Below are 24071 nucleotides of genomic sequence, written 5' to 3'. Positions count from 1 at the left end.
TTACCCCCGTGGGCGCGGCCGCTTGACACCGGGTACGGTGCTGCGGCCTTCGGCAACATCGACCCCGCGTCCGGTCAGGGTGGCGACCAGACAACCCGCCACATCGTTGACGGAACACAGCCCTTGTTCTTCCAGCCAGCCCAGGTGCGAGCGCACCCTGTCGCGGCTGAGACGGTGACCGTAGGTATCCAGACAGGTCTGCAAGACGGATTCATTGGCTTCACCGCCACATTCAGCGAGCGAGCGCAACAGCACCAGCCGCTGGTCAGCATCTAAGATTTCACGCATTAGCTTTTTTCCTTGAGTTCATTTTGTAACAACAAGTCACTCATATGACGTAATTGACGTAATTCCGGCAGGGCCGCCTTCAGGTCACCGCGCAGGTGCGCGATTTCCAGTTGCAGGGCGTGCAGTTCCTGTCGGTTGGGCAGCGTGGATAAGGACGTCTCCAGTTGGCGCACCTGTATCTTGAGCACGTCCACCTCATCACGTTTGGCGTAGGTTTTACTGAGCAGCACCAGAATGACGTTAAATGCCGTGGTGGCGGCTGCCCAGACCATCGCCCAGTTTTCTCTAAGGACGTCTAACATGTTTCTCCCTGAATTCGATGTGTTCCTGACACCCGATGCAGCGCTCAAAGGCCGGATTGATCGCCCGCCGGGCGGGGTCAATAGGGATGCCACAGTCAAAGCAGGTTCCATCACCGGCCTGTATCGTGCGCTGAAAATGCGCGGCCAGTGCCTGTTCACGGAGCCATAACTCCAGTGCGCAGGCTTTATCGATCAGCCTGCTCATGGGGCCGTTCCTGTTGCTGTGCCGCCCAGACCTGAATGGCTGACAGCGTGTGTGCCAGTGCCTGACTCCACTGGCCGTACTGGCTGGCATGGGCCAGCAGCGCAGCGGGTGTCCCTGAACGGGGTTGGGGAGGTTTGGGAGGCAGTTGCAGCAGGGACGCGGGGATCACCGGACACGCCGACACGATCAACGGGGGCGTGACCGTAACCAAAGGCCTGCTGGTAGAGCTGCAACCCATCAGGGCCAAGACCGTTATAACCAGCCCCATCGCGGGCCAGTGCCGCGGGTATCCGGTGTTCAATGCGTTTTGCCGCCTGGGATAATCCCGTGAGGGTGGCATACAGTTTGTGGGATAAGTCTGCATTTTTCTGTAATTGTGCCTGTTGTTCTGTCACCAGTTGCTGGAGGGTGGCCGCATTCAGTTCGGCCGTGGCTTTCTGCGACTGGTAGAAAGTCAGTTCTGCCGCCTGGCGGTTCTGGATCTCGGTATCCACGGCGGACTGCATGGTGTTGGAAACCCACGCCGCCGCCATGCCGCCGCCCAGTACGGCGCTGACCACGGCGGTCAGGCCATAGCGCCACATCACATGAGTCATGAACATTCCTTATCCCGTTTGATGGCCGCCTGTTTTGACGCCTGATTCTGGGTGACCCAGGCGGCCAGATAGCCGACAAACAACCATTCGGACAACTGGCCGGACACCGCTGACCACAGCAGCACGGCGGTACTGGCCACCCAGGCACCGAACAAGGTGGTATCGGAGGTAGAAAAACGCCCGCTGGCCGGGTTGGTGATGAGTTGCTTAAGCATCGCTAACATGACGGCCCTCCGCTTTGGCCAGCCGGATATCCTGGGTATTGACGGATAACCAGCCTTTACTGAACAGGGACTGGTACGTGGCGTTATGGCTGTACAGCGGCACCGGACGGATATCGTTTCCGGCCAGGGCCTGCTGTAAACAGCGTTCCCGGCCGCTGTGGTAAATGCCGTAATAACGGGGGTTACGCAGCTCGGGAATGTGTTTTTGCAGCAGCGCTTCGGGAATGGAGTGTGGCAGCATTACACTACCTCCAGCGCAGCCTGAGCGAGACTGTCCAGACGATTAAACCACCCATTCAAAAACCGCTGTTGCAGGGGATTGCGGGCAATAATCTGGGCATAGTAGCGGGCACGCTGATTGAGTAATCGGTGCAGCAGATAATCCGGTGCCGTGGCAGCAATGGCATCCAGGGTTTTGGTTCCCAGAATACCGTCATCCCGCACGGCAACGGCGCGTTGCAATAACCGGATGGCCGACACCACGCCATGCTGCACGGCACTGTCAAATAACACCAATGAAATACCGGACGGCATGCGTTCACAGCCTGCCATCAGCCAGAAGTCCTTCGAGTAAATCGCGGTGGCATCGTCTTTCGTTAATGCCCGAATATCCAGCTGGGGGTAACTGCGTTTGCTGATGCCGTATTGGGTTTCACCGCCCCGGTCATGGGGGTCATTGACATAACCGCCCTCAATGGGCAGCAGGTAATTTATCGCATGGAGAAAGGCAACGCTGTAAGTTTTCTGAGTCATGATGGCTACCTGTGAATAAGGGGTAGCTCATCATCGGTTTTAGGTGGGGGATGTTGGGTTTGTGGGGTATCAAACAAAAACCCGCCGTAGCGGGTTGCATTCAGTCAAACAGTTCAGGCTGGTGGCGTTTGCGGTGCAGCGCTAACTGTTGTCGCAGTATCGCATAAACGGTCGAGTTGGTCAGAGAATATTTCCGGGCAAGTAAATCCATATTACCCCGGGAACGGCTCCATTCACTGAATAACTGATTATCCCGCAGGGCGGCTTTTAAGGTTTCGCCCGTTGGCAGGTAAACGGCCCGCCCCCCATAATAATGGGCCAGAGAGCCAACCAGTTTACGGGCAGACAACCGGGCAGCCTGTTCATCATAGCCCTGCCGCTGTAGTTCCGAACTAAACAGATCAACCATATCCGCCAGTAGTTGGGGCCAGCGTGTCTGTAGTTCGGCTTCTGGGATATTATCCAGCTGATCTAATATCTGTCCTAATTCTTCATGACTGTCGGCAAAAAGTGGTAGATTTTTCATATTATCAAGCCATTAATAATTAAAGTGAAATAGCCAAATTGCAAGTGCACTTAGTATTGATATGACTAAAATCCCGATACTTTTATCACTGTTGGATGGGTATTTTTGTGCCATTGCCAGCAGTGTTTTCCGCCTAATCAGGTACAGGGGAAGGAAGACAATGGGTAATAATAAAGTACACGCTCCCCACCAGACTGGCGAATGCCCGCGGAGTCGGTTCTGTTCATCACGATATGTTCCAATGTGATTATGGTACGCATCAAAATAGACCCAAAATCCAGCCGCAATCAGTATCAATGTAAAGAAAAAATCACTGTCCATTTACCCCCCTGTTTGTCGTTCTAACCACTCTTTGCCACCCGGTAGTGTAGCCAAATCAACACCATATTGCTGCATTTGTTTAAAATAGGCATCACGGCTATCAGACCCAGAAACTTGTTTCTTCTCTCTGGCACTGATATTGCTGCTTTGGGCAAAGAGCTGTTCTGATGACTGGTAGACGACCTTTAGATAGTTATGGTTGGAGAGTGGTTTTTTATCGCCTTGTGCCCGTTTCTCCCGAATACGTTCAACGGTTTCGCTGAGGGCATGAGCCAAGACCCGGTTGGCCGAGTAAAGCGCCAGTACGTCTTCCGTCAGTTTCAAGGCCCGGCTGTTGGACAGGTTATTTTTCTCCCGACGAAAGAGACCAATATAGGCAACCAAAGGCCGGGCGCAACCACCGGGTAAGTCAGTGAGTTTAGCCAGCAGTTGCCGGCTGGCATCATCTTCAAACACGGCATCCAGATGAAAATCGGAATGGCAGACAGGGCAGCGGCCAATTTTCATAAGGGCTTCTCCGTGCTGTACGCATCACACAGGGCATCATATCCCCGCCGTTCTGGCAGGCGCTGACCTCGCGCCTGCATGGCTTTCAACATTAACCGACCGTGCCACTGTTTCAGGGACTCCAGTACCGGGCAGGCCAGTGAATCTGAGAGCCAGCCTACCTCGGCCACGCCGACACCGCCGTTGATTTTGGCGGTCTGACGCTGGACAAATTGGTTCAGTGCCGCTTCAGAACCGTCAACTAAGAACTGTTGCTGATACATGGTGATCCAGATGGCGCGGATCTTGGTAATTTCCGGTGCTTTTGGCTGACCGTTTAAACCGGGTTTAACCCGTTGGTGATCACGTTTAAAACGGCGTTTAAATCCACGCTCGACAAAGGCACCATAGGCCGTTTTTAATTCCGCCTGAGACATCTCACGGCAGGACGATTTGCCTGTAGCGGCAACCAGTGCCGCACGATAGGTTTCGTCATCCAGCTTAAGTTGAGTTTTTGCGATATGGATAAGGCGAATAAGTTGGTGTCGGGTCATTATTTCACCTTTTTTACTGGCGTATCACAGCCAATCATTTGATGAAATACCCACGGTGCAAACCGCCCCAAACCAATACCACTCCATTCACTGAAATTCCAAACCTGTAACCCAATCCATTGCCATAGGTTAAAACGTCTTTTCATGGTTAATCCCTCTTATCATAAGCCACACAGCCGGAATGGCAACCGCCACGCTGCCAGTCATTACAGCTATTACAGAGGTTACGCGCGGGTGTTTCAGGGGGTTCAAATGCCGCACAAATATCATTGGCCGCTGCTATGATGGCCGCTAATTGCGCCTGACTGATTGTGATGCCAGGTTGCTGGTTGCTCAATTCTTTCGAAATGGCCGCCACCAGTGAAAGTTGTTTAATCATGGCTTTCCTCTTGTGCTGTATCAAAAGGCAGACGACTAAACTGAGCCTTTGCAAGAAGAACGCCGACTCTGAATGCACATTGTTCTTCGGCAGTTTTACATTGAAAAGCTTTGCCAATTTGAAAGTCCATTTTCTTATCCGCATGCTCTATGATTAAATCACAGCCCTCATTGGCAGTTTCATGCCAGTCAACGATTTCTTGTTTTAATAACGCTAAGTCAATGTTATCAATGCGCATTGCTGCCCCCACAATGACAGGTGCCAACCATGGCATAGGCCAGTTCTGATGGTGCCCCCGCAGGATTGACTGCCTCACGGTTCAGTCGATATAACTGCTTGCGGTAACTCACGGTGACCTGCTCGCCTTGTATTTGCTGAATTCGTCCTTTTACGGTTCTGATGGCACATTTGATGTGAGTGCGATATACCCGTTTGGTGGAGAGAGAAAATGTCACCCGGTCACCGACTGCCAGCTTTGAGCGGTCAACGGGCTTTAATTTATGACAGGTTTCACAATGATAATGACTCATGTACGTTTCCTTGAATTTGGCGTAAACCAACCCCTGGCAGATTTACGCCATTTATGAAAGTGTTTAATTTTTAATGTGTTACATTACACAGGTGTTAAATGTTCAATTCGGACTAAATAAGGCTCGGTGCTGATTTCAACCACCGTCATATGGGTTAAATCCTGCGCCCGTTCAATGGTTCTGACTGCCTGACCTCCACGTAGAAACTTATTGGGTTGATAAATAAAACGGTGGCCAATGGGGAAATGCTGGTTAAACTGCCGCGCTTTCATCCGGCTATCTCACACCCCCGCGATATCTAATGGAATGGGCCGATATTGGTCGCTATCACCGATGCGCTCATAGACCCGTAAATAGGATTTACTGCCGACAACCTGTAGCGCCTCACCAATGGCGACCATCGCGTTAATCCAGCGCGCATCCTCAATATTCAGGCGCCGCAGTGCCAGCACGCGTCCCGCATTGATTTCACCTTCTTTATCAGTGATAAAAGCCTGGTTAATCAGGGTCTGGATTTCTGGTCTCGCCCCTTCCGTCCAGTCTGAGAGACATTCATCAATCAGTGTCTTAGCGGCCTGTAAACGCTCATCAAAGGCGATCCGGTCTTGCATAGCCCGTTGAATTTTATAACGGCCATCATAGGAATACAGAGTCACATTACCTTTGCGTCCGCCTTTGACCGCGCCATACTTCTCAGCAGACAAATCAATGAAAGCCTGAATATCACCGAATGCACGGGTTTTCAGTGCATCCAGTGCCTCGTTTACAGTGACAGACAGTTTCACAATTTCCCCCACCAGATTGTCACGTTCCAGATCAATCTCTTTGATGATATCGACCGGGGTTAACACGCCTTTGGCATCTACCCAATAACCCTCTGGTGCGCTTTGCGTGGTGAATTGCTTTGTTTTCATGGTGATATAAATTCCTGTTGTTATCGCTCAATAGATTAATGCGTTCTTTGCTGTTCGTGTGTGCGCAAATGGGTGTATATATCAGCCCCGTGCTGCGTGAGGTTTTCCCGAATAACACCCGCTAACCGCAACGCTTCCTGATATTCCTGATGGCTGTACTCATCAGTGGCTGCACCAGAAAATACCTCGTACTGAAGTTCACCTGACTCATCGCTGATCAACACTTCTATTCTGACTGCCATAACGCCCCCTTAATTAATGTAATGATTCCGACCAATAAACCTGACAACCGTAGTGAGTAAACCAACCCTGCCGACCGTAGCGTCCGAGATGCCGATAATTCGCCTGACCATCCTGAATTAAATATTCGCATTGCATATTACGGGCAATTTGGATACGGGGGGCACGGCCACAGATCATGACGCTAATCACCGTAAAACCTGCCTGTGTCAGTGCGGAAATAGCCTGTTCAGCGCTGTTGAATGCCGTGGTTAACACATGGTTATTCATAATGTTGTTCCCTCCAGATCTTTCACTGCCGCCCGAATGTGTTTCTCGGTCAACGCTTCATTCGCCCCTTTCGCAAACATGGCCGCCAACCGCAAGGTATGGCTCACCGTGCGCAATGCCCCCGGGCGTTCTGCCAGCTGCTGAACCAGTGCGCGTTCCTGCTGGCCCAATCCCCACGCCGCTGAAATCGCCTGAACGTCATCTTTCTTGGTTTTCAGGATGGCGACTTTCTTGGCGATACGGCTGAACAGACGGGCAAAGTCCACATTGCGGGAATTCCCCCCGGTCAGCTTCGAGTACACCTGATGATTGCCCACCAGTGCCAGACCGATGCCAGTCTCTTCCTGCAAAATACGCAGCTCTTCCAGTACGGGGTAATCCAGGTGATCCGCCTCATCAATGATGAGCAGACCGGATGTTCCGCGCAGCTTGCGGCGAACCGCCCGCCCCAGCTGACCCGCACGGCGGGGCGCATCACCGATGCCCAGTTCCAGCGCCAGTTCGTACAGGCATTCGCTCAGGCTGGCACGGGAAGGCGACACTGTAATCAGCCAGACATTAGGCCGTTCACGGGTAAACTGTTGCAGCGATTGGGTCTTACCCACACCCGGGCTGCCATAAATCACACTGATGCACTGGGCTATCTGGGCATACTGCAGGGCACTCCAGATTTGCCTGACTGTTTTGGTCTGCACAAAGTCTGGGGCGGCGGGCATCTCGTTAGCGCGGCGGGTGCGGTTTTCCAGCCAGACCGTCAGTTTGCCGGCAATGCTGTCGTTATCGCCGCGATAACTTTCGTTTATGAACTGGGACAGTGCGGTGCCGGAAATGCCACTTTCGCGGGCGATGTTGCTGTAGGTCATCCCGTCATTGATAACCACGGTTTTGATGGTGGCACGAATCTCAGCCTGTGCAGTTTGCGCCTGTGTTAATTCAATAATGTTGTTCATGGTTCCCCCTAAATCGTGTTTTTCTGCTGATGTTCATGTAATTGAGCGACGGCATTTTCAAAGGCATAGTCGTAATCGTTTTCTGTCTCGGCGTGCAGATCAACCAACTCACGACGGACGGTATTGCCTGCGGACCTGTAAATCTCAACAACGCGAGTTTCAGGCGGTTCAGGGGCAACGGTTTCCGGCATCAGCTCCGCGACTTCCAGTGCCGTCATGCGGCGCTGCGCCGTAGTGGCCTCTTTGGTGCGTTTAACAAAGCGTGTCCGATTGCGTTCGTGTTCACGGGCAGCCTGCGTATCACCAAAGCCCGATTTTTCAATGCACTGGGCAGCACAAATAAAGCGGCCATCCAGCGTGTAACACAGTACAGATTCATGCAGTGATTGCGGGTCAAACCGGATGACCACTTTATTGGGTTTAATTCCCAGCAACTGCTCGTGGTAGTAACGGTTCTTGCGTGCGGCAATCTTGCCGCCCGCATTCAGGGTAAAGGTGCCATTGTTAACCGTGACCGACTCAGCAGGTAACAGCAGCAGGTGACGCTGTTCGGCCGTGGCCTTACGGATAGCGCTTTCCTGATAACTCTGTTCAAAGGCGGCATCAAAAGACAGTACCCCCTGACAGGCTTCAGTATCCCGCTTCGGTTGCCTGTTCCAGAAAGCGATGCCCTCCGCCAGTACCTGTAAAAAGGTTTCGGCATCGATGACCCGGTCACCGTAATTATCCAGCTTTGCCATGGGGTTAGGGCCTGTATAGGCCCCCGCCAATGCCGGATGGCGGTCAACCACTTCGCCCAGCCCACCGTGAGAAAATGCCCGTTCAATCGGCTTGGCCTGGCCATGACCGCGACCAAACAGCACGCTAGTCCAGTGCAACTGGATACCCAGCAGGGGAATAATCCCTTTGGGGTCATCCTCCTTAATTTTGAAGCGGTAACGGTTCGGTACACCGCCCGTCATCCATTTGTTTGCAGCGGCTCGCGTGTTATCAATGGTGACGTGTCTGGGAATGCCGTATTGTTCAACCACATCAGCCAACGCTAGACGAATGCTGTCGCTGTTTTCAGAGACATCGGTACGCCAGCCCAGAATCTTGCGGGTACGGATATCCTGCCAGACCCATGTTTTGGGGCGGAGAATTTCGCCATTAAACCAGCGGACAAAGACGTTATGCTGATAGCCGTCACCGTTGATCCATTCCATCGCATCCAAGTCCAGTACGGTACGCTCCTGGGCGGGATATAACCGCATCAGGGCGTGTTCTCCCTCGCGCAGCAAGACCACCTGCTCGGCGGGGACTTCACGTTCCAGCTTCCGGCGCAGGGAAGACAGGCTCGGTATCGTCCAACCCTGTGCCGCCGCCGCTTCTGTCAGGCGGGCATAACACGTGCGCAATGCAGGTTGTTCAAAACGCAGATAGTCCGCCAGAAAAAAATCCCAGGCCGTTGGTGTACATTCCGCTTCTTTCTTCCGGCGCGCCGACAAATTATGGCCATGTTGGCTGACCAGTGCGGCGAGCCAGTCCGAACGGTCAAACGGTTTAGCCTGGTAGTACCACCGACGGACAGAAGCCGAGGCCATCGAAAGCGCTTCCCCCACAGAGTCAAACGCCGTTAACGTATCAATGCCGCTGTCCAGTAATCCCGCCACCGCGATGACCGCTTCACACCGTTCGCGTGCTTTTTCACGCTGTGACGTGTTGGCATTGTTCCAACCCTGCCAAAGCAGTTCACGGGAGTAGCTGTCTGTCTGGCGTTTCTTGATTTCAATCTGTTGCGTACCAACCTGAATAACGCCTTGCTTTTTCAGTACCGCCGCGCGGGCAACCGGAGGCAAACAGTTGATGTGAAATTCATACGCCTTAGATCCTTCCCGCCTCCTGATCATGTCTTCAGTCGCAAGTTTTTTTAAACGGTTAGAGATGTTAAAAGGGGCCGTTGGTAAATTCGGTAGCCCTATGCATTCTTGTGCTGTAATCCAAATATCCATGTCCCACCCTTACAGTTTCTATTGTTTTGAATAACGGCTTGGCCAGATGACCGCAGGTTCAACCCCAATAGCCTGAGCAATAATTTTTTCTCCTTTCGGCCACGGTCTGACTAATGCATTACGTAACGTATCTGCTGCCAGACCAGCAGCTATCGATAGTGTGCGTAGATTTGTGCCACGTTTTTCTAATGCCGCGCGGATATCTGCGCGGTGCCAATCGGTGCCAACTTGCGAGATTAATGACATCATGCGATCCTTATAATTATCTGTTCCGATAATTTGCTACGATAATCCCTAATGATTATCGGTATGGATATAAATATATTCGCATAAAAACACGAAGTCAAGATTAAATCGTGTTTTTATGCGCAGATGTAAATCTAAGGTAGGAGCTAGTATTTTCAATGAATGACAAAGAAAAATATGCAAATAATGATAAAAATACACATCGTGTTTTTGTACGAAACAAAATAACACAGTTTAAGGATAGACTCAGGCAAGCTATGGGAAGTGAATCTGGTAATAGTCTAGCTAAAAGATGTGGTATATCAGAAGCTGCGATAAGAACCTATTTATCCGGTAAGACATACCCTTCGTTGGATAAGTTAGCCTTGCTCGCGGAAAAATGCGAAGTATCTATTGAATGGCTGGCAAATGGCAGCAATGTAGATAGTGCCCCTGAAGTACCTGAAGTAAAAGAAGTCCCAAAACACGTCACCGAGACACAAGAAAAGGTTTGGTTAGAGTTTTTACATAGAATGACGCCAGATGAAAGAGATGCAGTCATTGCGCGAGTTGTAAGACTAGGTCTTGGTGTAATACTGCAACCATCATCAACAGACAATAAACAAGAACAATCATCAGAAGATGCACTTGAGAAACTAGATGTATCTGGTCACGCTCTGCTAGTCGCTCGCATGTACGATTCATTGACTGATGAACAGCGCCAGAGATTTTTGGAATCTATCAGAGGAGAAGAGCAAAAAGAGACTGACCGCCATTTAAGCGGCAAGAGCAAAGCCAGCTAATGGGCTGCCAGGCCCATTAGCTAAAAGGGATTTAAAGATGATTTAAACAGATGATCGTGTACACCCTACATTTACCAAAATACGTGAATCAAAAACGTCTAACTCAAAATTTTTCTCATTTTGGTAAGTTTGCACGAGAAGTCGGAACCGTTCTATAGGACACATCCCAACCCCGCGAATTACTTGAAATTGCGCCCGCGAAATCCCGTTTAATTTCGCCAATTCCCTATCTATCTTTGTTTCTCATTCTTTGTGGTTCATAACAGCGGCTTTTTGCATTTTGAAGCTCCATCTTTGCGACATTTAAATTATTAAGACTTCCTTTTTGTCTAATGGACGTGAGATCGTCCTGTACTGAAGCGAGTTCCGTTAGCTGTCGGCGAAGTTGCTGCTGGAGGGTTTCCACTTCCATTTGTGGAATGATGCCCCGTGAAAAAAGAGCCTGTGTTTTTGCAAGATTATTTTTCAATTCCATAACCATATGGTTTGCATTTTCGACGTTTCTTCTGGCTCGGATGACTTCTTGGCTGTTTTCCCAGTCATGTAATTGGTCAACGGCAGATGAGGCTTTGATCATCTCAACTTGCGCTTGCCGAAGCTCAATATCAAGCTTTCGGGTATCAAGCATAAATAATGTCTGGCCAGCGTTCACCCGTTGTCCTTCTTTGACCAAGTCGCATCAAATGGAGCAGGTATAGTTTCAATACGTCCAGATTGCAGCTTGCCTACTAGACCTAATCGCTTTTCTATAAGACCATGTTTTATTTCAATCCACTGTACTGATTCCTGAGCTGGCGATTTTTCTGAGGGCAAATACCCAGAGGATAAAAAGGCAAAAAAACAGGCCACTATTACGATGCCAACTATGGCCCATCGATAACGTTTAATCATTGAGTGTTATCTCCCAGCTTTCCAGTGTCGTACCAAGAATTTGATCTAGTTCAGCCTGAGAATTGAGGTATTGGATAAGTGTATTCAGGCGTGCATTTTCAGCATTTCTCAGATCGGTTTCAAAACTCAGCACCTGAAAGTTACTGGATCTTCCAGCCTGTAATTTTTCCTGTTCAATTTCGAGTTTCTTTTGAGAAAGTGAACTGGCTTTTATCGCTAATTGATATTCTTGCCAGCGTGATTCTGTATCACGGATTGTATTAATTACTTTTTGTTCCATGTTTATTTTTGCCTCCTCCAAATGTAACGTTTGCTTCTGGACGTTAACCCTGGCCTGAACTTCCATTTGTCGTTGTGTCATATCACCTATTGGAATATCCAGTTGTATACCGACAAAATTTTCCCAGTTTCGGGTTTCAGGAGAGGATGAACGATGCTGGGACGCACCTCCAACCAATGATAAATCCCAGAGCAGGTTATTTCGGGCTTGTAATAATTGAATATCTGTCGCTCTTACAGTGAGTAACTGGATAAGATAACCCGGCTGCTGAGCCTGTGCTTTTTTAATTGATTGTTCAATATTCAGACTTACGTGAGTTCCTTTTAACGTATCTGTAGCATAGATGGAGGTTTTAAGGTTTAGAGCGAGTAATTTAAGTAATGCCAGCTTCGTGGCATGCACATTGTTTTCAGACTCTTTTGCCGAAAGTTCCTGCATGGCTAGATCAGCCTGCATTTGTATTTGCTCCTCGTAAAAGAGGCTGTATCACAGTAATACTTGCACCGTCATTGTAAAAGTTTTTCATCCCCAATTTAGTGTTCTCACGAGTCCAGGAAAGAGTGAAACGAGTTCCCAAAGGAGTAAATAGTGTGGCATTAGGAGAAAGATTAGTTTTCCTAAAATTTGAATCCTGATTTTTACCCGCAATGTAACGTCCACTTAGCTGTAGCTTTGGTGTGAATCGATCTTCTGCCACCTGTAAATCAAATTTCTGAGCGATACGATCCAGATAAACACTGCGTACCGCGTAGTTATTCCTTAAACCAAGCCATATCGCATCGTCCAACGACAGGCCTATAGTCTCTCTTGAGGCTTCCTGCCGCAGGCTGTAATCCGGTTCTGATAAAATTAATTGTTCCTGTTCAGATGCAAAACTCTCTGTTTGAAGGAACAGGAAAAATAAAGTTAAAGAGCCATAAAGGAAATATTTTTTAATCATCACGTAATGCCTGTATTGGTTCCATCTGTGAGGCTTTATGTGCGGGATAAAAGCCAGAGATAAGTCCCGCCACAATTGAACTGACTATCCCTAAAGGAAGAGATAAAGGGGCTAGAGAAAATGACCAGCCAGAATAAAACACAAAAAGAAAGGACACAATGATACCTGCCAGTGTACCAAGGATTGCGCCGGCGAAAGTCAGTGCTACAGCTTCATACAAAAAAAGGCACCGTATATCATGGGGCCTTGCGCCTAAAGCCATACGTAATCCAATTTCTTTTCGTCGGGCTGAAATGTTCATAAGCATGACATTTGAAATTGCAATACCACCGGTGAGTAGCGAAATGCCTGCCAACCCGATCAACATAAAAGAAAAGGTTTTGCTTTGTTCTGACTGTCCTTTTAGTAGTTGCTGAGCTACTCGAACATCAATTTCAACCGTTGGAAACTTGCGCTTGAGCAACACCAATAAATCCTTCACATCGGTTTCTGTGGTGGTGGTTGTTATGGTACGAGCGATGATGCCGTTCAGATCAGTATTTGGTGATATTTTACGCATGGCATTTATAGGAACAATCACCACTGAATCCAGAGAAAAAGGGAAAATGGGGTTTTGCCCTTTTATATCGAAAATACCAATCACTGTGTATAAATAATTGGCAAGCTGAATCTGCTTGCCAAGTACACGGGATGCATCCCCTTGACCAAGGGTAACGGCCACTGTATTGCCAATGACCAGATAAGGAGAGTGATGATCATAATCAGAGATGAACCTGCCATGACGAAGTTGCAATTGCATAACTTTTTCAAGTTCTGCTGAAGACCCTATTATGGTAAATGTTTCTGTTTTCCCGTTATAGCGCCCGGGAGAAGGATAATAGATCCAGGGTGCTGCTGAAGATAAACCAGAAATAGCCGTTGTCAGATCGGCCATTTTAATTGACTCGCTATCAACCCCATGGTTATAGGAGTTCAGACTTGCTGTAATAACATTGATATCAAGCCCGCTGAACATTTTCAACGCAGCAAGTGTGGCGTTATACCCGGTATTAACAAATGCCACAATAGACGCGCAACCAATAGCAATACCCGATAAAGCAAGCAGAGTACTTCTTCCCGTTGCCATTAAGTTACGCCAAGCTTCTCTCCATATCATTAATACCGACATACCATAGTTGCCTGACTGACTGGTATCATGCATGAATTGTCATTAATAAACAGCCCGATGTGCAAGACCCACCAAATGCAGTTTTTCTCTGGCAACTTTATAGGCCTGCGAGGTAGAAATACCGCGGTAAAGAAGTGGCAAAGCGACGTTCTCTGTCGCTGTCATTCCGGCTAACAAATGAAAACTTTGAAAAACAAAGCCAATTTCTTTATTACGCATCCTGGCACGAAGGTCAGCATTTGCTGTCGACATGTTAACGCCACAAAGAAAATACTTCCCGGAGGTGGGTTTATCCAGCAGACCGAGGATGTTCAGTAATGTGCTTTTACCTGACCCCGATGTTCCGACAATAGCACAACTCTGACCTGCAAAAATTTGTGCTGTGATATTTTTCAGAACTGATGTTTGCTCTTCTCTACCATGTTGATAAATACGGGTTAACTGTTGCATACTGATAACAGGTGATATTAATACTGTAGGCTGAATAAAATTTATAAGATCCATTGTTTTTTATAATCCCCTCGCTTTAGTATCTATATTTATCAGAAGAAATAGCCTTTTTATTAAAATAACTAACTTCTGATAACACCAAGAAAATAATAATTTAATCGCCTTAATTATATATAATATCAGTGCATTAAATTGCAATTGAAAATATGATTTTCGTTTTGTGTAAACAATATTAATATAGTAATTTATCATAAATTATGATAATGAATAACTATTAAAGGAGAATTTTTATGTTCAAGAAATTATTAACAGCTGGAGTATTAACAGCAGGTATTGCATTAACAGGAGGAATTGGGGTAGCATCGGCAAACGACGGAGTACTTAAGCCATGTCCTCATCAGGAAATAGAGCAAAGCGGCTCGTTGTTTACGAGGTATGTTGTTAACCCTTATAATAATTTTGCCAATGTGTTTACGCAGGATCATAATGGTAGAACGATTACATGGTATTTCAAAGGGGAAACTAAAGCCTGTATATTTCATACCGGAAGAACCGCTTATTCCGCTTATTATGAAGGTAGAATAAAATAAAATTACACCAAAAGTCATCTTATTATAAAATTTCTCAGAACACTGATAAGCCTCGTTGAAAATAACGGGACTTTTGCTTTTAACATGAATAATAATGTTTGTTTATATTGAACTGAAAGCCAAAGCGGGAAAATCAAATACCGCCAAATTTCTGGAGAACTTATTCAGAATAGTTTCTTATCATATTCATATTAAATATTGGCTATTGAAAATGATGGAACAGAATACATGTTTCCACTGAATTTCTACTTTAAATCCCGAATTTGTAATTAATTGCTTTTCAAAATAATAAAAACCAGATTTTTTACTTGAGGTAAAGCTATTTTCTTGCAAAGAGTTTCTAGATATAATTTTATACCCGTACTGACAAATATCACTAAATGATGTATTTGTTCTTCCATTGGATTTAAGTGAAAGTATATGTTTTTGCTGCATCCGCTTATACTACTGATGGCTAATATACTTATTATTTAAAAAGAAGGTCTTGGAAAAATGAATAAATCATTATGTAATTCAGTATTGAAATTAACTGATTATTTTGGCATAGAGAATGCCAAAGTATCTGAGTATATTTTTAATATACTTAAAACCCCCTGCAATGATTACCAATCGTCAGTAAAGAAATTTATAAAGTTACTTAATTACATTCGGAATAATAATATTGATGTGACATCATTTAATGAGCTGGTTGCGCTTCATGAACTTGTAGCTCCGCATGATGGTGCCGTAGTTTCTATGATGTCAATTCATTTTAATCTGGCTATAGGGACTATCGCCAACTTAGGTGCTCAAACATCATATATAGAAAATTTATACCAACAGCTTTGTTCAGGTAGTGCTATTGGCGTATATCTGGCGACTGAACTGGCTTATGGTAATAATTTGATAGCAATCGAAACACAGGCTGATTATCTTCCGGAGAAAGGTGTGTTCATACTTAATTCCCCCAATCCTAGCGCATATAAATTTATGCCTAATACTCTACCATGTGAGTTACCAAAAGTAGCTGTAGTTTTAGCTCAGCTAAATGTATCAGGGAAAAAATATGGTATTTTCCCGTTTGTATTCCCTTTGTCAGTCAATGGTCAATTAACTGCTGGAGTTAAAATCACTTCACTTGGCGATAAGCCAGGATTTTATCTTGATAACGCAATAACTTCATTTGATAACGTTGAAATTCCTTTTGAAGGACTCCTTGCTGGCAATATGATCACATTGACCAGAAATGGTCAGGTATCATTATATACTAAAAGATTAAAAGAGCGGTTTTCGTTAATTACAAACCGAATACATACTGGGAAATTATGTATGGCCGTAAGTTCGGTTGCAGGGGCTAAATCGGCTCTTCATATCACCAGTACATATGGTAATAAACGACAAACTTTCGGCTACTCAGGGGCTATGCCAGTAATCAATTATTTTCATTTCAGAGAGGGCATAGCCTGGGATACCCTGAGTACGGTCACACATGCATTATATTTAAGAGAATTAACCAAAAAAGTTTCAGTAATGCTATCAGGATCTGTTAAAAACTTTAAATTTTCAGATGAGGTACTTATTGAAATCATTACTGCGAAGTCCCTGTGCACATGGCGCACACAAGAAATATTAATTAATTGCCGTGAACGCTGTGGTGCTCATGGATTATTTTCTATCAACAAGATACCTCATTATTTAATGGGCAATTTTGGTGCAATTACCGCCGAAGGTGATAACGTTGTACTCTCCCTGAAGGCTGGAGAGATGATTTTTATTGGTGGAATAAAAAATAATAAAGAAAATGTTCAGCATGATTTATTTTTCATTCTGAATGATTATATGGATTTTTTATTACAAAAACTGAATAAATTAATAGTCAGTGGCAGTAAAAAAACAAATTTCGATGCTGTTAATAAATATAGCGGTGATTTTCTGGAGCTAAGCCAGACATATGCTGTTTTATCCGTAGTGACGACAATCATTGACGCATATCATACTGATGATATTGATATGATTATCGAAGGTTATCTTCTCGACTGGGTTCACCGTACCATGAGTAACCTCTTAATAGGTGAAGTCATTGATCTGCCGGAAGCTAAAAGAATAGATGAAAGGCGCATAGAGTATATACGTAAATACGCAGAAAAAATAAATGATTATATTTCCGAGTTTGCAGTGGATAAATCTGGAATTGAAACACCAATATCCAGTGATGACTATATATCCTGGTATGCAGGAAATCATAATCAGTTAAAAAATTAACTGATTTTTATGCAAGGAAAAGAATAAAGTACAGTATATTTTTATAAACACTCCCGGGCTGAAATGGATTGAATAAAGATCTTTTTCGAAAAAACGGCAAAAAAAAAGCTTCATGCCACAACATGAAGCTCTCTGGTATCAAATTATTATCTTACAAAACTACAGTGCACGGAGGATCGCTTCGACACTGGCTTTTGCATCACCAAATAGCATCTGGGTATTTTCTTTAAAGAACAACGGGTTTTGTACTCCTGCATATCCTGTATTCATGGAACGTTTAAAGACAATTACGTTTTGTGCTTTCCAAACTTCCAGTACAGGCATTCCCGCAATCGGGCTGTGTGGATCTTCTTGAGCTGCTGGGTTTACTGTGTCATTGGCTCCGATAACCAGAACGGTATCTGTCTCAGTAAAGTCATTGTTGATTTCATCCATTTCCAAGACAATATCGTAAGGAACTTTGGCTTCAGCAAGCAACACGTTCATGTGACCCGGTAAACGTCCCGCAACAGGATGGATGCCAAAGCGAACTTTAACGCCCTTCTCACGCAATTTTGCGGTGATGTCATGTACCGGATATTGCGCTTGAGCAACAGCCATACCATAGCCTGGCGTAATAATAACTGAAGTGGAATTTTTCAGCAGTTCAGCAACGTCTTCCGCGTTTGTTTCGCGGTATTCGCCCATCTCTTGTTCATCACCCGTTGAAGTACCATCAGTACCAAAACCACCGGCGATGACGCTAATAAAAGAACGGTTCATCGCTTTACACATAATATAAGAAAGGATTGCACCAGAAGAACCTACTAAAGCACCGGTCACAATCAGCAAGTCATTGCTTAACATGAAACCAGCAGCGGCGGCTGCCCAGCCTGAATATGAGTTCAGCATGGAAACAACGACGGGCATATCTGCCCCTCCGATCGACGCCACTAAGTGCCAACCGAAAGCAAGTGCGATAGCAGTCATCACTAGCATAGTGAAAACTTGCAAACCAACACTTTGGGTTTTTATAAATATAACCATCAGTACAAAGGAAATAATCAACGCGGCCAAATTGAGTTTATGGCGGTGGGGTAACATCAGCGGTTTGGATGAAATTTTGCCGCACAATTTACCGAATGCCACAATTGAGCCAGTAAAGGTGACTGCACCAATGAAGATTCCCAAGAAAACTTCTGTCAGGTGAATATTTTCCATGATAGGAGAAGCAAAAATATCATGGGCGATGAAGCTATTAAATCCGACCAAAACCGCTGCCAGACCGACAAAACTGTGCAAAATGGCGACCAATTCAGGCATTTCGGTCATTTCCACTTTTTTGGCCAGGCGAATGCCAATGACGGCACCGATGATCATCGCCAAAATAATCCAACCTACTTTGCCAGCATCGGGCCCCAAAATAGTGGCAATCAGCGCAATTGCCATACCGGCTATGCCAAAGATATTACCTCGCCTCGAACTTTCATGGCGAGAAAGGCCGGCAAGGCTGAAAATAAATAAAATGGCGGCAACAATATATGCCGCTGTAACTACTCCGTTCGACATAAGTTACCCCTTACCCTTTACGAAACATTTTCAGCATACGCTGGGTGACGGTGAAACCACCGAAAATATTGATGCTGGCAATTAAAACCGCGATGAATGAAAAGAAACTTATCCATCCACCTTCACCAATTTGTAGAACTGCCCCAACGACAATGATCCCTGAAATAGCATTAGTGACTGACATCAGGGGTGTATGTAATGAATGGCTGACGTTCCAGACGACGTAATAACCCACTACGCAAGACAAAGCAAATACGGTAAAGTGAGACAAAAACTCCTTCGGTGCAACGTCTGCCAACCAACCGAACAGGATAATGGCAAGAGCAAACAGACCGTATTTCAACCACGGAGATCTCGGCTTTTCTGCTGGCTTATCTTCTTTCTTCTTCAGCGTCGCAGGTTTGGTGGGTGGAGCGGAAACTTGAATAGGAGGAGCTGGCCATGTGACTTCTCCCTCTTTAATTACGGTAACGCCACGTACAACGACATCTTCAAAATCGATAGTGATTTCGCCATTTTTCTCTTTGCACAGTAACTTCGCGAGGTTAACCAGATTTGTGCCGTACAGTTGTGATGATTGAGTGGGTAAACGGCTAGGCAAGTCGGTATAACCAATGATCTTTACACCATTTGGTGTCACAACGAGTTTATCAGCTTCCGTCAGTTCACAATTACCACCATTCTGTGCAGCTAAATCGACAATGACACTGCCAGGCTTCATGGACTCAACCATTTCTTTGGTGATCAGCCGCGGTGCAGGTTTCCCCGGAATCAATGCCGTTGTGACGATAATATCAACTTCTTTTGCCTGTGCAGCAAACAATTCCATTTCTGCCTTGATAAAGGCTTCTGACATGACTTTTGCATAGCCGTCACCACTGCCAGCTTCTTCTTTGAAATTCAATTCCAAAAATTCAGCACCCATGCTTTGTACCTGTTCTTTAACTTCTGGACGGGTATCAAAAGCTCGGACAATAGCGCCAAGACTCCCTGCCGCACCGATAGCGGCCAGCCCCGCAACACCGGCTCCGATAATCATGACTTTAGCTGGTGGCACTTTGCCTGCTGCTGTAATTTGGCCAGTGAAGAAGCGCCCAAATTCATGAGCTGCTTCAACAATAGCCCGATAACCAGCAATATTTGCCATTGAACTGAGGACATCTAATGATTGTGCACGGGAAATTCGTGGTACGGCATCCATTGCCAGAACCGTTACTTTACGTTCTGACAATTTTGTTATTAGTTCTGGGTTTTGCGCTGGCCAGATAAAACTAACCAGCGTCGCCCCTTCTTTCATCAGGGCAATTTCTTTATCTTCCGGGGCATTCACTGTAAAAATAATATCTGATTGCCAAACTTCATGATGTTCTGCAATATCAGCTCCCGCTTTTTGATAAGCAATATCATCAAAACTGGCAAGATGCCCAGCCCTTGTTTCCACTCTAACGCTGAACCCCAATTTCCGCAGTTGTTCCACCGTTGATGGTGTGGCAGCAACGCGAGCTTCATTGGAAAGTCGCTCTTTTGGTACACCAATATGCATAATGTTTCCTTCTCTAAGAATGAAATATTGCTGATTATTACCTGTTGAAGCCAATTTAACGATAAGGTTGATTTTATTACTGCTATCAATAAAACCTATCAATAAAAAATAAAATAGTCACTAATTGAAAACAATATCAGGGAAAAGTAAAGTGACCTTCAATGTAAACGATGCTACCGCTCGTATAAATCGCTATTTTTATTAAAATTGCTGGCACCATGTACCAAAAATTAACACTCATTTATTTAGATAGCATAAATTTTTGCGACAATTGGCATTATTACATGTAATAATTGCGGTCTATGTGATACATAATAATGTTCAGCACGTTATAAATATTTTAATGCGCAAGGCGAAAGGATTTTTTATGAAGCTGAAGACAACGATCATCGCTACAGCGATGCTCTCGCTAACAACGATTACTGCTGCACATGCGGCTAAAGAATTAACGCCAGAACAAGCTGTAGAGCTAAAGCCATTTGAACGAATCTCAGTCACTGGCCGTTTCAATGCAATCTATGAAGCTGCTGATGCGATTTCCCGTCAGGCGGATAAAAAAGGCGCCTATAGTTTCTATATCCAAAGTCTCGACGATTTTAATGGTGGTGGTAATTTACGTGTTGTAGCCGACTTGTATCATAAAGATGCAGAAAAATCCGATAAAACAACTAACTATCGCATTTATCGTGGAATTAAAGAATTACCTAAAACCGAAGCCATTACGCTGGAACCTTTTGATACTGTAACCGTGAATGGTTATTTTGCTACTGCCCCTGATCTGAAAGAAGCCATCTCTAAGGCTGCTAAAAAGAAAGATGCTGCCTCTTTCTTTATTGTTCGTGATATTTCTCCCAATAATGGCGGAAACCAAATAGTTACTGCATATGTCTATAAAACAGATGCACCGAAACGTCAGATACAATCTAATAACGCGGTTATTCCAGCAGATTCGGAAGCTGGCCGTCAGGCCCTGGCTCAAGGCGGTGAAGAAGCCGAGAAAGTTGAAATTCCAGGTGTTGCTTCCTCAACTTCTACCAGCAATTTGGTTGGGCGGTTTTTTGAAACCCAGTCATCAAAAGGTGGTCGTTACACGGTCACGTTGTCTGATGGCACAAAAATGGAAGAATTGAATAAGGCATCTGCCGCTCAAATGGTTCCTTTTGACTCGATTACTTTCTCTGGTTATTACACCACGGATCCAGAAATTTCTTATCAGGTGGCTAAACGTGCAGCGAAAAAAGGCGCGAAATATTACCATGTTACCAGAGAGTGGCAATCTAATGGTGGTAACATCACTGTTAGCGCTGATTTATTCAAATAATTAATCTGTTATTGGTGAAAAAGGCACAAATGATGGTTTGTGCTTTTTTATCATTGCCAGAACACGTTTTTTGAATAATTCGTTCTTTATATATCCCCGCCTAACACACATTATTTTATGCATAAAATTTATATTTTTTTGCATAGTCACCCATTGCATACAATCCTTTCACTCCGTAGAATCGCCCTGTTTTTGGATTTAACGACTGAATCTTCTCTGCAATCCAGAGCATGGATGCAATAAATGTCCAATATGTGTTCGATATTCAGAACAAGTGTTCTGGCTAATCGTGTCAATTATATTACTTTTAGGAACGTATCTTTGGAAAAAAAATTAGGCCTCACATCTCTGACAGCACTGGTACTTAGCTCCATGGTGGGAGCTGGTGTATTCAGCTTGCCACAAAATATGGCACAGGTAGGCAGTCCTGCTGCATTAATGATTGGTTGGGGGATTACAGGCATAGGTATTCTCTTTTTGGCCACTTCTTTACTTTTGCTTTCACGTCTTCGCCCTGACCTCGACAGTGGAATTTTTACTTATGCAAGAGAAGGATTTGGCGAATTAGTTGGTTTCTGTTCTGCATGGGGATATTGGTTTTGTGCCATTATTGCCAATGTTTCTTATCTGGTTATCGTCTTTGCGGCATTAAGTTTTTTTACTGACACCGAACATTCAGTTATTTTTGGTGATGGGAATACCTGGCAATCTCTGATTGGTGAATCTATTTTGCTTTGGTTTGTTCATTGGCTCGTACTCCGAGGAGTACAAACTGCGGCTAGTATCAACCAGTTGGCTACAGTGGCAAAACTGTTACCATTGGGTATGTTCATCATTTTGGCCGTAATTTCATTCAAAATGAATGTCTTTAAGCTTGACTTCACTGGCATTGAAATGGAGATACCCGTCTGGCAACAAGTCAAAGATACGATGCTGATCACCTTGTGGGTTTTCATTGGTGTTGAAGGTGCAGTTGTTGTTTCAGCCAGGGCAAAAAAGCGCAAAGATATCGGTATCGCAACTGTTCTCGCTGTTGTTTCAGCATTAGGCGTTTATATTCTGGTTACCCTGCTCTCTCTTGGATTGGTAGCAAGACCTGAATTAGCGGCAATGCGCAATCCTTCAATGGCAAACCTGATGGTAGGGTTAATTGGCTCTACGGGTGAAATTATTATTATTGCCGGCCTGATCATTTCCGTTTGCGGTGCTTATCTAAGTTGGACAATTATGGCCGCGGAAGTTCCCTTCATCGCTTCCTTGCATGGCTCATTTCCTAAAGTATTCAATAAACAGAACGATAAAAAAGCGCCTGAGTCATCATTGTGGATAACCAATGGAGCTGTTCAGATTTCCTTGATTTTAATCTGGCTGAGTGGCAGCAATTACAATATGTTGCTTTCTATTGCATCGGAAATGATCCTTGTCCCCTACTTTCTCGTCGGTGCATTTTTAGTGAAAGTAGCATTTCAACGTAGTAACCGGGTTTTGTTGTTGATTGCTGTAGGAGCCTGTACTTATGGTGTGTGGTTACTTTATGCATCTGGTTTAATGCATTTGCTTCTTTCTGTTGTATTGTATGCGCCTGGATTACTTGTTTTCTTGTATGCACGTAGACAAAATCAAGGACAAAAGCCACTGAATATACTGGAAAAATCAGCTATTGTGCTTTTGATATTAACGACTATCCCCTCTACATGGTTACTAATACATTAATCATCTATCCATCTGTTTGATAAGTATATAAGTTATTTTAAGCCCCTTCTTAAGGAGAGAATAATCAATTTCTCTCCTTAATTTTTTGTTTGAAATAGGAACCTTATTAAGTTTTTTTGTGTTGTTTTTTGCGGTGTTGATGGGATTTATTTTTTTAAACTTATAAGTATGTTGTAACTAAAAAGAAAGAATGTGGGTAATATTCATGCAATTCATAAACATTAATACTATTTCCTTGATGATTTATTTTTATTAATTAATAAACAAAAACTAGATTTTTATCATACTAGACTAGTTATTATTAACAGATAGTTAACTTTAATTAGATGTAAAGTTTATCATTTAGTTGAATTCTGGCTATAAACTCTAACAAATACTAAATTTAAAGCGTTTAAGTTACCCAAGAAACATATTGTCACAAATAAATAATACTTGGTTAAAAATATGGTAAAAGTATTCAATTACAAAAATAAATACGTTTAAAATCGCATTTATTTTCACGGAATTTCATCAACTAATAATTAATCTTATAAAACAGAATAAACGTTCATCCGCGGTGGAAAAACATTCCATTTTCTGAATAAGAATGCTATTAATATTTACTTAATAGTTAAAAACTTCAAATAATGAATTATGGCGAGTTATTATTTTTATCTTTGTCAATTAATCGCTACTATATTCTTCGAAATATCTGTCGATAAAGAAACGTTAACTGACGTCTCTTTGTTATGTTTCGGTATAAATTCGGACAAATCACTTGCTGTATCATAATTATACGGCTTTAATGTTAACTCAATAATCTATATCTCTGCCGTATCAACTCGTCAGG

The 24071-nt window shown here is 44.6% G+C and carries 35 protein-coding genes; 5 read left to right on the top strand and 30 right to left on the bottom strand.

All coding sequences use genetic code 11. The features are described from left to right. The 22 genes from PSI22_RS00410 to PSI22_RS00305 form a co-directional block, all read right to left on the bottom strand. Window positions 1–288, bottom strand: a complete 288-nt coding sequence (locus tag PSI22_RS00410) for a VpaChn25_0724 family phage protein (RefSeq protein WP_273577801.1) — start codon at window positions 286–288, stop codon at window positions 1–3. Continuing rightward, window positions 288–590: a DUF2730 family protein gene (locus PSI22_RS00405; RefSeq protein WP_273577800.1), complete on the bottom strand. Its 303-nt coding sequence runs from the start codon at window positions 588–590 to the stop codon at window positions 288–290. The genes PSI22_RS00410 and PSI22_RS00405 overlap by 1 nt, the downstream gene beginning before the upstream one ends. Next, complete coding sequence (locus PSI22_RS00400) at window positions 574–795, bottom strand: TraR/DksA C4-type zinc finger protein (RefSeq protein ID WP_273577799.1); 222 nt, start codon at window positions 793–795, stop codon at window positions 574–576. Before PSI22_RS00400 ends, PSI22_RS00405 begins: the two co-directional genes overlap by 17 nt. After that, window positions 792–1391: a hypothetical protein gene (locus PSI22_RS00395; RefSeq protein WP_273577798.1), complete on the bottom strand. Its 600-nt coding sequence runs from the start codon at window positions 1389–1391 to the stop codon at window positions 792–794. Before PSI22_RS00395 ends, PSI22_RS00400 begins: the two co-directional genes overlap by 4 nt. After that, window positions 1388–1615 (bottom strand): DUF2644 domain-containing protein, encoded by a 228-nt coding sequence (locus PSI22_RS00390; RefSeq protein WP_273577797.1) that lies wholly within the window; start codon window positions 1613–1615, stop codon window positions 1388–1390. Before PSI22_RS00390 ends, PSI22_RS00395 begins: the two co-directional genes overlap by 4 nt. After that, window positions 1599–1856 (bottom strand): hypothetical protein, encoded by a 258-nt coding sequence (locus tag PSI22_RS00385; RefSeq protein WP_273577796.1) that lies wholly within the window; start codon window positions 1854–1856, stop codon window positions 1599–1601. The genes PSI22_RS00390 and PSI22_RS00385 overlap by 17 nt, the downstream gene beginning before the upstream one ends. Beyond that, a complete protein-coding gene (locus PSI22_RS00380) occupies window positions 1856–2368 on the bottom strand; it encodes a glycoside hydrolase family 108 protein (RefSeq protein WP_273577795.1) in 513 nt (170 codons plus the stop codon). Before PSI22_RS00380 ends, PSI22_RS00385 begins: the two co-directional genes overlap by 1 nt. Before the next feature lie 100 nt (window positions 2369–2468). Then, window positions 2469–2894, bottom strand: coding sequence for a Mor transcription activator family protein (locus PSI22_RS00375; RefSeq protein ID WP_273577794.1), 426 nt, complete (start codon window positions 2892–2894; stop codon window positions 2469–2471). Between the two features lie 12 nt (window positions 2895–2906). Further along, on the bottom strand, window positions 2907–3215 hold the full coding sequence (locus PSI22_RS00370; RefSeq protein ID WP_273577793.1) for a hypothetical protein: 309 nt from the start codon (window positions 3213–3215) through the stop codon (window positions 2907–2909). Next, window positions 3216–3722 (bottom strand): HI_1489 N-terminal domain-containing protein, encoded by a 507-nt coding sequence (locus PSI22_RS00365; protein WP_273577792.1) that lies wholly within the window; start codon window positions 3720–3722, stop codon window positions 3216–3218. After that, window positions 3719–4255: a gp16 family protein gene (locus PSI22_RS00360; RefSeq protein ID WP_273577791.1), complete on the bottom strand. Its 537-nt coding sequence runs from the start codon at window positions 4253–4255 to the stop codon at window positions 3719–3721. The genes PSI22_RS00365 and PSI22_RS00360 overlap by 4 nt, the downstream gene beginning before the upstream one ends. Then, window positions 4255–4401, bottom strand: a complete 147-nt coding sequence (locus PSI22_RS00355) for a hypothetical protein (protein WP_273577790.1) — start codon at window positions 4399–4401, stop codon at window positions 4255–4257. The genes PSI22_RS00360 and PSI22_RS00355 overlap by 1 nt, the downstream gene beginning before the upstream one ends. 2 nt (window positions 4402–4403) lie before the next feature. Further along, window positions 4404–4634: a hypothetical protein gene (locus PSI22_RS00350; RefSeq protein WP_273577789.1), complete on the bottom strand. Its 231-nt coding sequence runs from the start codon at window positions 4632–4634 to the stop codon at window positions 4404–4406. Further along, on the bottom strand, window positions 4627–4872 hold the full coding sequence (locus PSI22_RS00345; RefSeq protein ID WP_273577788.1) for a hypothetical protein: 246 nt from the start codon (window positions 4870–4872) through the stop codon (window positions 4627–4629). The genes PSI22_RS00350 and PSI22_RS00345 overlap by 8 nt, the downstream gene beginning before the upstream one ends. Then, window positions 4862–5164: a hypothetical protein gene (locus PSI22_RS00340; protein ID WP_273577787.1), complete on the bottom strand. Its 303-nt coding sequence runs from the start codon at window positions 5162–5164 to the stop codon at window positions 4862–4864. Before PSI22_RS00340 ends, PSI22_RS00345 begins: the two co-directional genes overlap by 11 nt. A gap of 83 nt (window positions 5165–5247) precedes the next feature. Further along, window positions 5248–5436, bottom strand: a complete 189-nt coding sequence (locus PSI22_RS00335) for a hypothetical protein (RefSeq protein ID WP_273577786.1) — start codon at window positions 5434–5436, stop codon at window positions 5248–5250. A gap of 9 nt (window positions 5437–5445) precedes the next feature. Then, on the bottom strand, window positions 5446–6078 hold the full coding sequence (locus tag PSI22_RS00330) for a DUF3164 family protein (RefSeq protein WP_273577785.1): 633 nt from the start codon (window positions 6076–6078) through the stop codon (window positions 5446–5448). A 35-nt stretch (window positions 6079–6113) separates the two neighbouring features. Then, window positions 6114–6320 (bottom strand): hypothetical protein, encoded by a 207-nt coding sequence (locus PSI22_RS00325; RefSeq protein WP_273577784.1) that lies wholly within the window; start codon window positions 6318–6320, stop codon window positions 6114–6116. A gap of 13 nt (window positions 6321–6333) precedes the next feature. Then, window positions 6334–6588, bottom strand: coding sequence for a hypothetical protein (locus PSI22_RS00320; RefSeq protein WP_273577783.1), 255 nt, complete (start codon window positions 6586–6588; stop codon window positions 6334–6336). Beyond that, a complete protein-coding gene (locus PSI22_RS00315; protein ID WP_273577782.1) occupies window positions 6585–7538 on the bottom strand; it encodes an AAA family ATPase in 954 nt (317 codons plus the stop codon). The genes PSI22_RS00320 and PSI22_RS00315 overlap by 4 nt, the downstream gene beginning before the upstream one ends. An 8-nt stretch (window positions 7539–7546) precedes the next feature. Further along, a complete protein-coding gene (locus tag PSI22_RS00310) occupies window positions 7547–9529 on the bottom strand; it encodes a transposase domain-containing protein (RefSeq protein ID WP_273577781.1) in 1983 nt (660 codons plus the stop codon). Window positions 9530–9547: 18 nt separating this feature from the next. Beyond that, window positions 9548–9775, bottom strand: coding sequence for a helix-turn-helix domain-containing protein (locus PSI22_RS00305; RefSeq protein ID WP_273577780.1), 228 nt, complete (start codon window positions 9773–9775; stop codon window positions 9548–9550). 158 nt (window positions 9776–9933) lie between these two features. Between PSI22_RS00305 and PSI22_RS00300 the strand changes: the two genes are divergently transcribed. Then, entirely contained in the window at window positions 9934–10557 is a 624-nt protein-coding gene (locus tag PSI22_RS00300; RefSeq protein WP_273577779.1) for a helix-turn-helix domain-containing protein, read from the top strand. A gap of 226 nt (window positions 10558–10783) precedes the next feature. On the opposite strand, the gene PSI22_RS00295 is transcribed toward PSI22_RS00300, so the two are convergent. From PSI22_RS00295 to PSI22_RS00270, 6 genes are read right to left on the bottom strand one after another with little or no spacing between them, the layout of a single operon-like run. After that, the gene (locus tag PSI22_RS00295) at window positions 10784–11209 is read right to left on the bottom strand and encodes an HlyD family secretion protein (RefSeq protein ID WP_273577778.1); all 426 of its coding nucleotides are present in this window, start codon (window positions 11207–11209) and stop codon (window positions 10784–10786) included. Next, window positions 11206–11448 carry a hypothetical protein gene (locus tag PSI22_RS00290; protein WP_273577777.1) on the bottom strand — a complete coding sequence of 81 codons (243 nt, stop codon included), beginning with the start codon at window positions 11446–11448 and terminating at the stop codon, window positions 11206–11208. Before PSI22_RS00290 ends, PSI22_RS00295 begins: the two co-directional genes overlap by 4 nt. Then, window positions 11441–12184: a TolC family protein gene (locus PSI22_RS00285; protein WP_273577776.1), complete on the bottom strand. Its 744-nt coding sequence runs from the start codon at window positions 12182–12184 to the stop codon at window positions 11441–11443. Before PSI22_RS00285 ends, PSI22_RS00290 begins: the two co-directional genes overlap by 8 nt. Then, a complete protein-coding gene (locus PSI22_RS00280) occupies window positions 12174–12668 on the bottom strand; it encodes a hypothetical protein (RefSeq protein WP_273577775.1) in 495 nt (164 codons plus the stop codon). Before PSI22_RS00280 ends, PSI22_RS00285 begins: the two co-directional genes overlap by 11 nt. Continuing rightward, on the bottom strand, window positions 12661–13869 hold the full coding sequence (locus PSI22_RS00275) for an ABC transporter permease (protein WP_273577774.1): 1209 nt from the start codon (window positions 13867–13869) through the stop codon (window positions 12661–12663). The genes PSI22_RS00280 and PSI22_RS00275 overlap by 8 nt, the downstream gene beginning before the upstream one ends. 9 nt (window positions 13870–13878) lie before the next feature. After that, entirely contained in the window at window positions 13879–14286 is a 408-nt protein-coding gene (locus PSI22_RS00270) for an ABC transporter ATP-binding protein (RefSeq protein ID WP_306310480.1), read from the bottom strand. A 290-nt stretch (window positions 14287–14576) separates the two neighbouring features. Between PSI22_RS00270 and PSI22_RS00265 the strand changes: the two genes are divergently transcribed. After that, complete coding sequence (locus tag PSI22_RS00265) at window positions 14577–14876, top strand: hypothetical protein (RefSeq protein WP_273577773.1); 300 nt, start codon at window positions 14577–14579, stop codon at window positions 14874–14876. Between the two features lie 492 nt (window positions 14877–15368). Further along, a complete protein-coding gene (locus PSI22_RS00260) occupies window positions 15369–17117 on the top strand; it encodes an acyl-CoA dehydrogenase family protein (RefSeq protein ID WP_273577772.1) in 1749 nt (582 codons plus the stop codon). A 159-nt stretch (window positions 17118–17276) separates the two neighbouring features. Here PSI22_RS00260 and pntB read toward each other — a convergent pair whose 3' ends face one another. Both pntB and pntA read right to left on the bottom strand, forming a co-directional pair. Beyond that, on the bottom strand, window positions 17277–18665 hold the full coding sequence (gene pntB / locus PSI22_RS00255; protein WP_273577771.1) for a Re/Si-specific NAD(P)(+) transhydrogenase subunit beta: 1389 nt from the start codon (window positions 18663–18665) through the stop codon (window positions 17277–17279). A gap of 10 nt (window positions 18666–18675) precedes the next feature. Beyond that, window positions 18676–20208 carry a Re/Si-specific NAD(P)(+) transhydrogenase subunit alpha gene (pntA, locus tag PSI22_RS00250; protein WP_273577770.1) on the bottom strand — a complete coding sequence of 511 codons (1533 nt, stop codon included), beginning with the start codon at window positions 20206–20208 and terminating at the stop codon, window positions 18676–18678. Window positions 20209–20575: 367 nt separating this feature from the next. Between pntA and ydgH the strand changes: the two genes are divergently transcribed. Together ydgH and PSI22_RS00240 are read left to right on the top strand one after the other, a co-directional pair. Then, entirely contained in the window at window positions 20576–21529 is a 954-nt protein-coding gene (gene ydgH, locus PSI22_RS00245; protein WP_273577769.1) for a DUF1471 family protein YdgH, read from the top strand. A gap of 321 nt (window positions 21530–21850) precedes the next feature. Continuing rightward, complete coding sequence (locus tag PSI22_RS00240; protein ID WP_273577768.1) at window positions 21851–23242, top strand: basic amino acid/polyamine antiporter; 1392 nt, start codon at window positions 21851–21853, stop codon at window positions 23240–23242. Window positions 23243–24071: the final 829 nt, after the last annotated feature.

Origin of the sequence: Xenorhabdus aichiensis, from assembly GCF_028598775.1 — a bacterium.
GTDB classification, from domain to species: Bacteria; Pseudomonadota; Gammaproteobacteria; order Enterobacterales; family Enterobacteriaceae; genus Xenorhabdus; species Xenorhabdus bovienii.
The sequence above is the reverse complement of the archived record's forward strand: the minus strand, read 5'-3'. Positions and strand labels throughout refer to the sequence as shown.

What these genes read in the sequence shown, in the direction of transcription:
- PSI22_RS00410 (WP_273577801.1), bottom strand. Translation starts at nt 288, where the DNA reads ATGCGTGAAATCTTAGATGCTGACCAGCGGCTGGTGCTGTTGCGCTCG.
- PSI22_RS00405 (WP_273577800.1), bottom strand. Translation starts at nt 590, where the DNA reads ATGTTAGACGTCCTTAGAGAAAACTGGGCGATGGTCTGGGCAGCCGCC.
- PSI22_RS00400 (WP_273577799.1), bottom strand. Translation starts at nt 795, where the DNA reads ATGAGCAGGCTGATCGATAAAGCCTGCGCACTGGAGTTATGGCTCCGT.
- PSI22_RS00395 (WP_273577798.1), bottom strand. Translation starts at nt 1,391, where the DNA reads ATGACTCATGTGATGTGGCGCTATGGCCTGACCGCCGTGGTCAGCGCC.
- PSI22_RS00390 (WP_273577797.1), bottom strand. Translation starts at nt 1,615, where the DNA reads ATGTTAGCGATGCTTAAGCAACTCATCACCAACCCGGCCAGCGGGCGT.
- PSI22_RS00385 (WP_273577796.1), bottom strand. Translation starts at nt 1,856, where the DNA reads ATGCTGCCACACTCCATTCCCGAAGCGCTGCTGCAAAAACACATTCCC.
- PSI22_RS00380 (WP_273577795.1), bottom strand. Translation starts at nt 2,368, where the DNA reads ATGACTCAGAAAACTTACAGCGTTGCCTTTCTCCATGCGATAAATTAC.
- PSI22_RS00375 (WP_273577794.1), bottom strand. Translation starts at nt 2,894, where the DNA reads ATGAAAAATCTACCACTTTTTGCCGACAGTCATGAAGAATTAGGACAG.
- PSI22_RS00370 (WP_273577793.1), bottom strand. Translation starts at nt 3,215, where the DNA reads ATGGACAGTGATTTTTTCTTTACATTGATACTGATTGCGGCTGGATTT.
- PSI22_RS00365 (WP_273577792.1), bottom strand. Translation starts at nt 3,722, where the DNA reads ATGAAAATTGGCCGCTGCCCTGTCTGCCATTCCGATTTTCATCTGGAT.
- PSI22_RS00360 (WP_273577791.1), bottom strand. Translation starts at nt 4,255, where the DNA reads ATGACCCGACACCAACTTATTCGCCTTATCCATATCGCAAAAACTCAA.
- PSI22_RS00355 (WP_273577790.1), bottom strand. Translation starts at nt 4,401, where the DNA reads ATGAAAAGACGTTTTAACCTATGGCAATGGATTGGGTTACAGGTTTGG.
- PSI22_RS00350 (WP_273577789.1), bottom strand. Translation starts at nt 4,634, where the DNA reads ATGATTAAACAACTTTCACTGGTGGCGGCCATTTCGAAAGAATTGAGC.
- PSI22_RS00345 (WP_273577788.1), bottom strand. Translation starts at nt 4,872, where the DNA reads ATGCGCATTGATAACATTGACTTAGCGTTATTAAAACAAGAAATCGTT.
- PSI22_RS00340 (WP_273577787.1), bottom strand. Translation starts at nt 5,164, where the DNA reads ATGAGTCATTATCATTGTGAAACCTGTCATAAATTAAAGCCCGTTGAC.
- PSI22_RS00335 (WP_273577786.1), bottom strand. Translation starts at nt 5,436, where the DNA reads ATGAAAGCGCGGCAGTTTAACCAGCATTTCCCCATTGGCCACCGTTTT.
- PSI22_RS00330 (WP_273577785.1), bottom strand. Translation starts at nt 6,078, where the DNA reads ATGAAAACAAAGCAATTCACCACGCAAAGCGCACCAGAGGGTTATTGG.
- PSI22_RS00325 (WP_273577784.1), bottom strand. Translation starts at nt 6,320, where the DNA reads ATGGCAGTCAGAATAGAAGTGTTGATCAGCGATGAGTCAGGTGAACTT.
- PSI22_RS00320 (WP_273577783.1), bottom strand. Translation starts at nt 6,588, where the DNA reads ATGAATAACCATGTGTTAACCACGGCATTCAACAGCGCTGAACAGGCT.
- PSI22_RS00315 (WP_273577782.1), bottom strand. Translation starts at nt 7,538, where the DNA reads ATGAACAACATTATTGAATTAACACAGGCGCAAACTGCACAGGCTGAG.
- PSI22_RS00310 (WP_273577781.1), bottom strand. Translation starts at nt 9,529, where the DNA reads ATGGATATTTGGATTACAGCACAAGAATGCATAGGGCTACCGAATTTA.
- PSI22_RS00305 (WP_273577780.1), bottom strand. Translation starts at nt 9,775, where the DNA reads ATGTCATTAATCTCGCAAGTTGGCACCGATTGGCACCGCGCAGATATC.
- PSI22_RS00300 (WP_273577779.1), top strand. Translation starts at nt 9,934, where the DNA reads ATGAATGACAAAGAAAAATATGCAAATAATGATAAAAATACACATCGT.
- PSI22_RS00290 (WP_273577777.1), bottom strand. Translation starts at nt 11,448, where the DNA reads ATGATTAAACGTTATCGATGGGCCATAGTTGGCATCGTAATAGTGGCC.
- PSI22_RS00285 (WP_273577776.1), bottom strand. Translation starts at nt 12,184, where the DNA reads ATGCAGGCTGATCTAGCCATGCAGGAACTTTCGGCAAAAGAGTCTGAA.
- PSI22_RS00280 (WP_273577775.1), bottom strand. Translation starts at nt 12,668, where the DNA reads ATGATTAAAAAATATTTCCTTTATGGCTCTTTAACTTTATTTTTCCTG.
- PSI22_RS00275 (WP_273577774.1), bottom strand. Translation starts at nt 13,869, where the DNA reads ATGCATGATACCAGTCAGTCAGGCAACTATGGTATGTCGGTATTAATG.
- PSI22_RS00270 (WP_306310480.1), bottom strand. Translation starts at nt 14,286, where the DNA reads ATGCAACAGTTAACCCGTATTTATCAACATGGTAGAGAAGAGCAAACA.
- PSI22_RS00265 (WP_273577773.1), top strand. Translation starts at nt 14,577, where the DNA reads ATGTTCAAGAAATTATTAACAGCTGGAGTATTAACAGCAGGTATTGCA.
- PSI22_RS00260 (WP_273577772.1), top strand. Translation starts at nt 15,369, where the DNA reads ATGAATAAATCATTATGTAATTCAGTATTGAAATTAACTGATTATTTT.
- pntB (WP_273577771.1), bottom strand. Translation starts at nt 18,665, where the DNA reads ATGTCGAACGGAGTAGTTACAGCGGCATATATTGTTGCCGCCATTTTA.
- pntA (WP_273577770.1), bottom strand. Translation starts at nt 20,208, where the DNA reads ATGCATATTGGTGTACCAAAAGAGCGACTTTCCAATGAAGCTCGCGTT.
- ydgH (WP_273577769.1), top strand. Translation starts at nt 20,576, where the DNA reads ATGAAGCTGAAGACAACGATCATCGCTACAGCGATGCTCTCGCTAACA.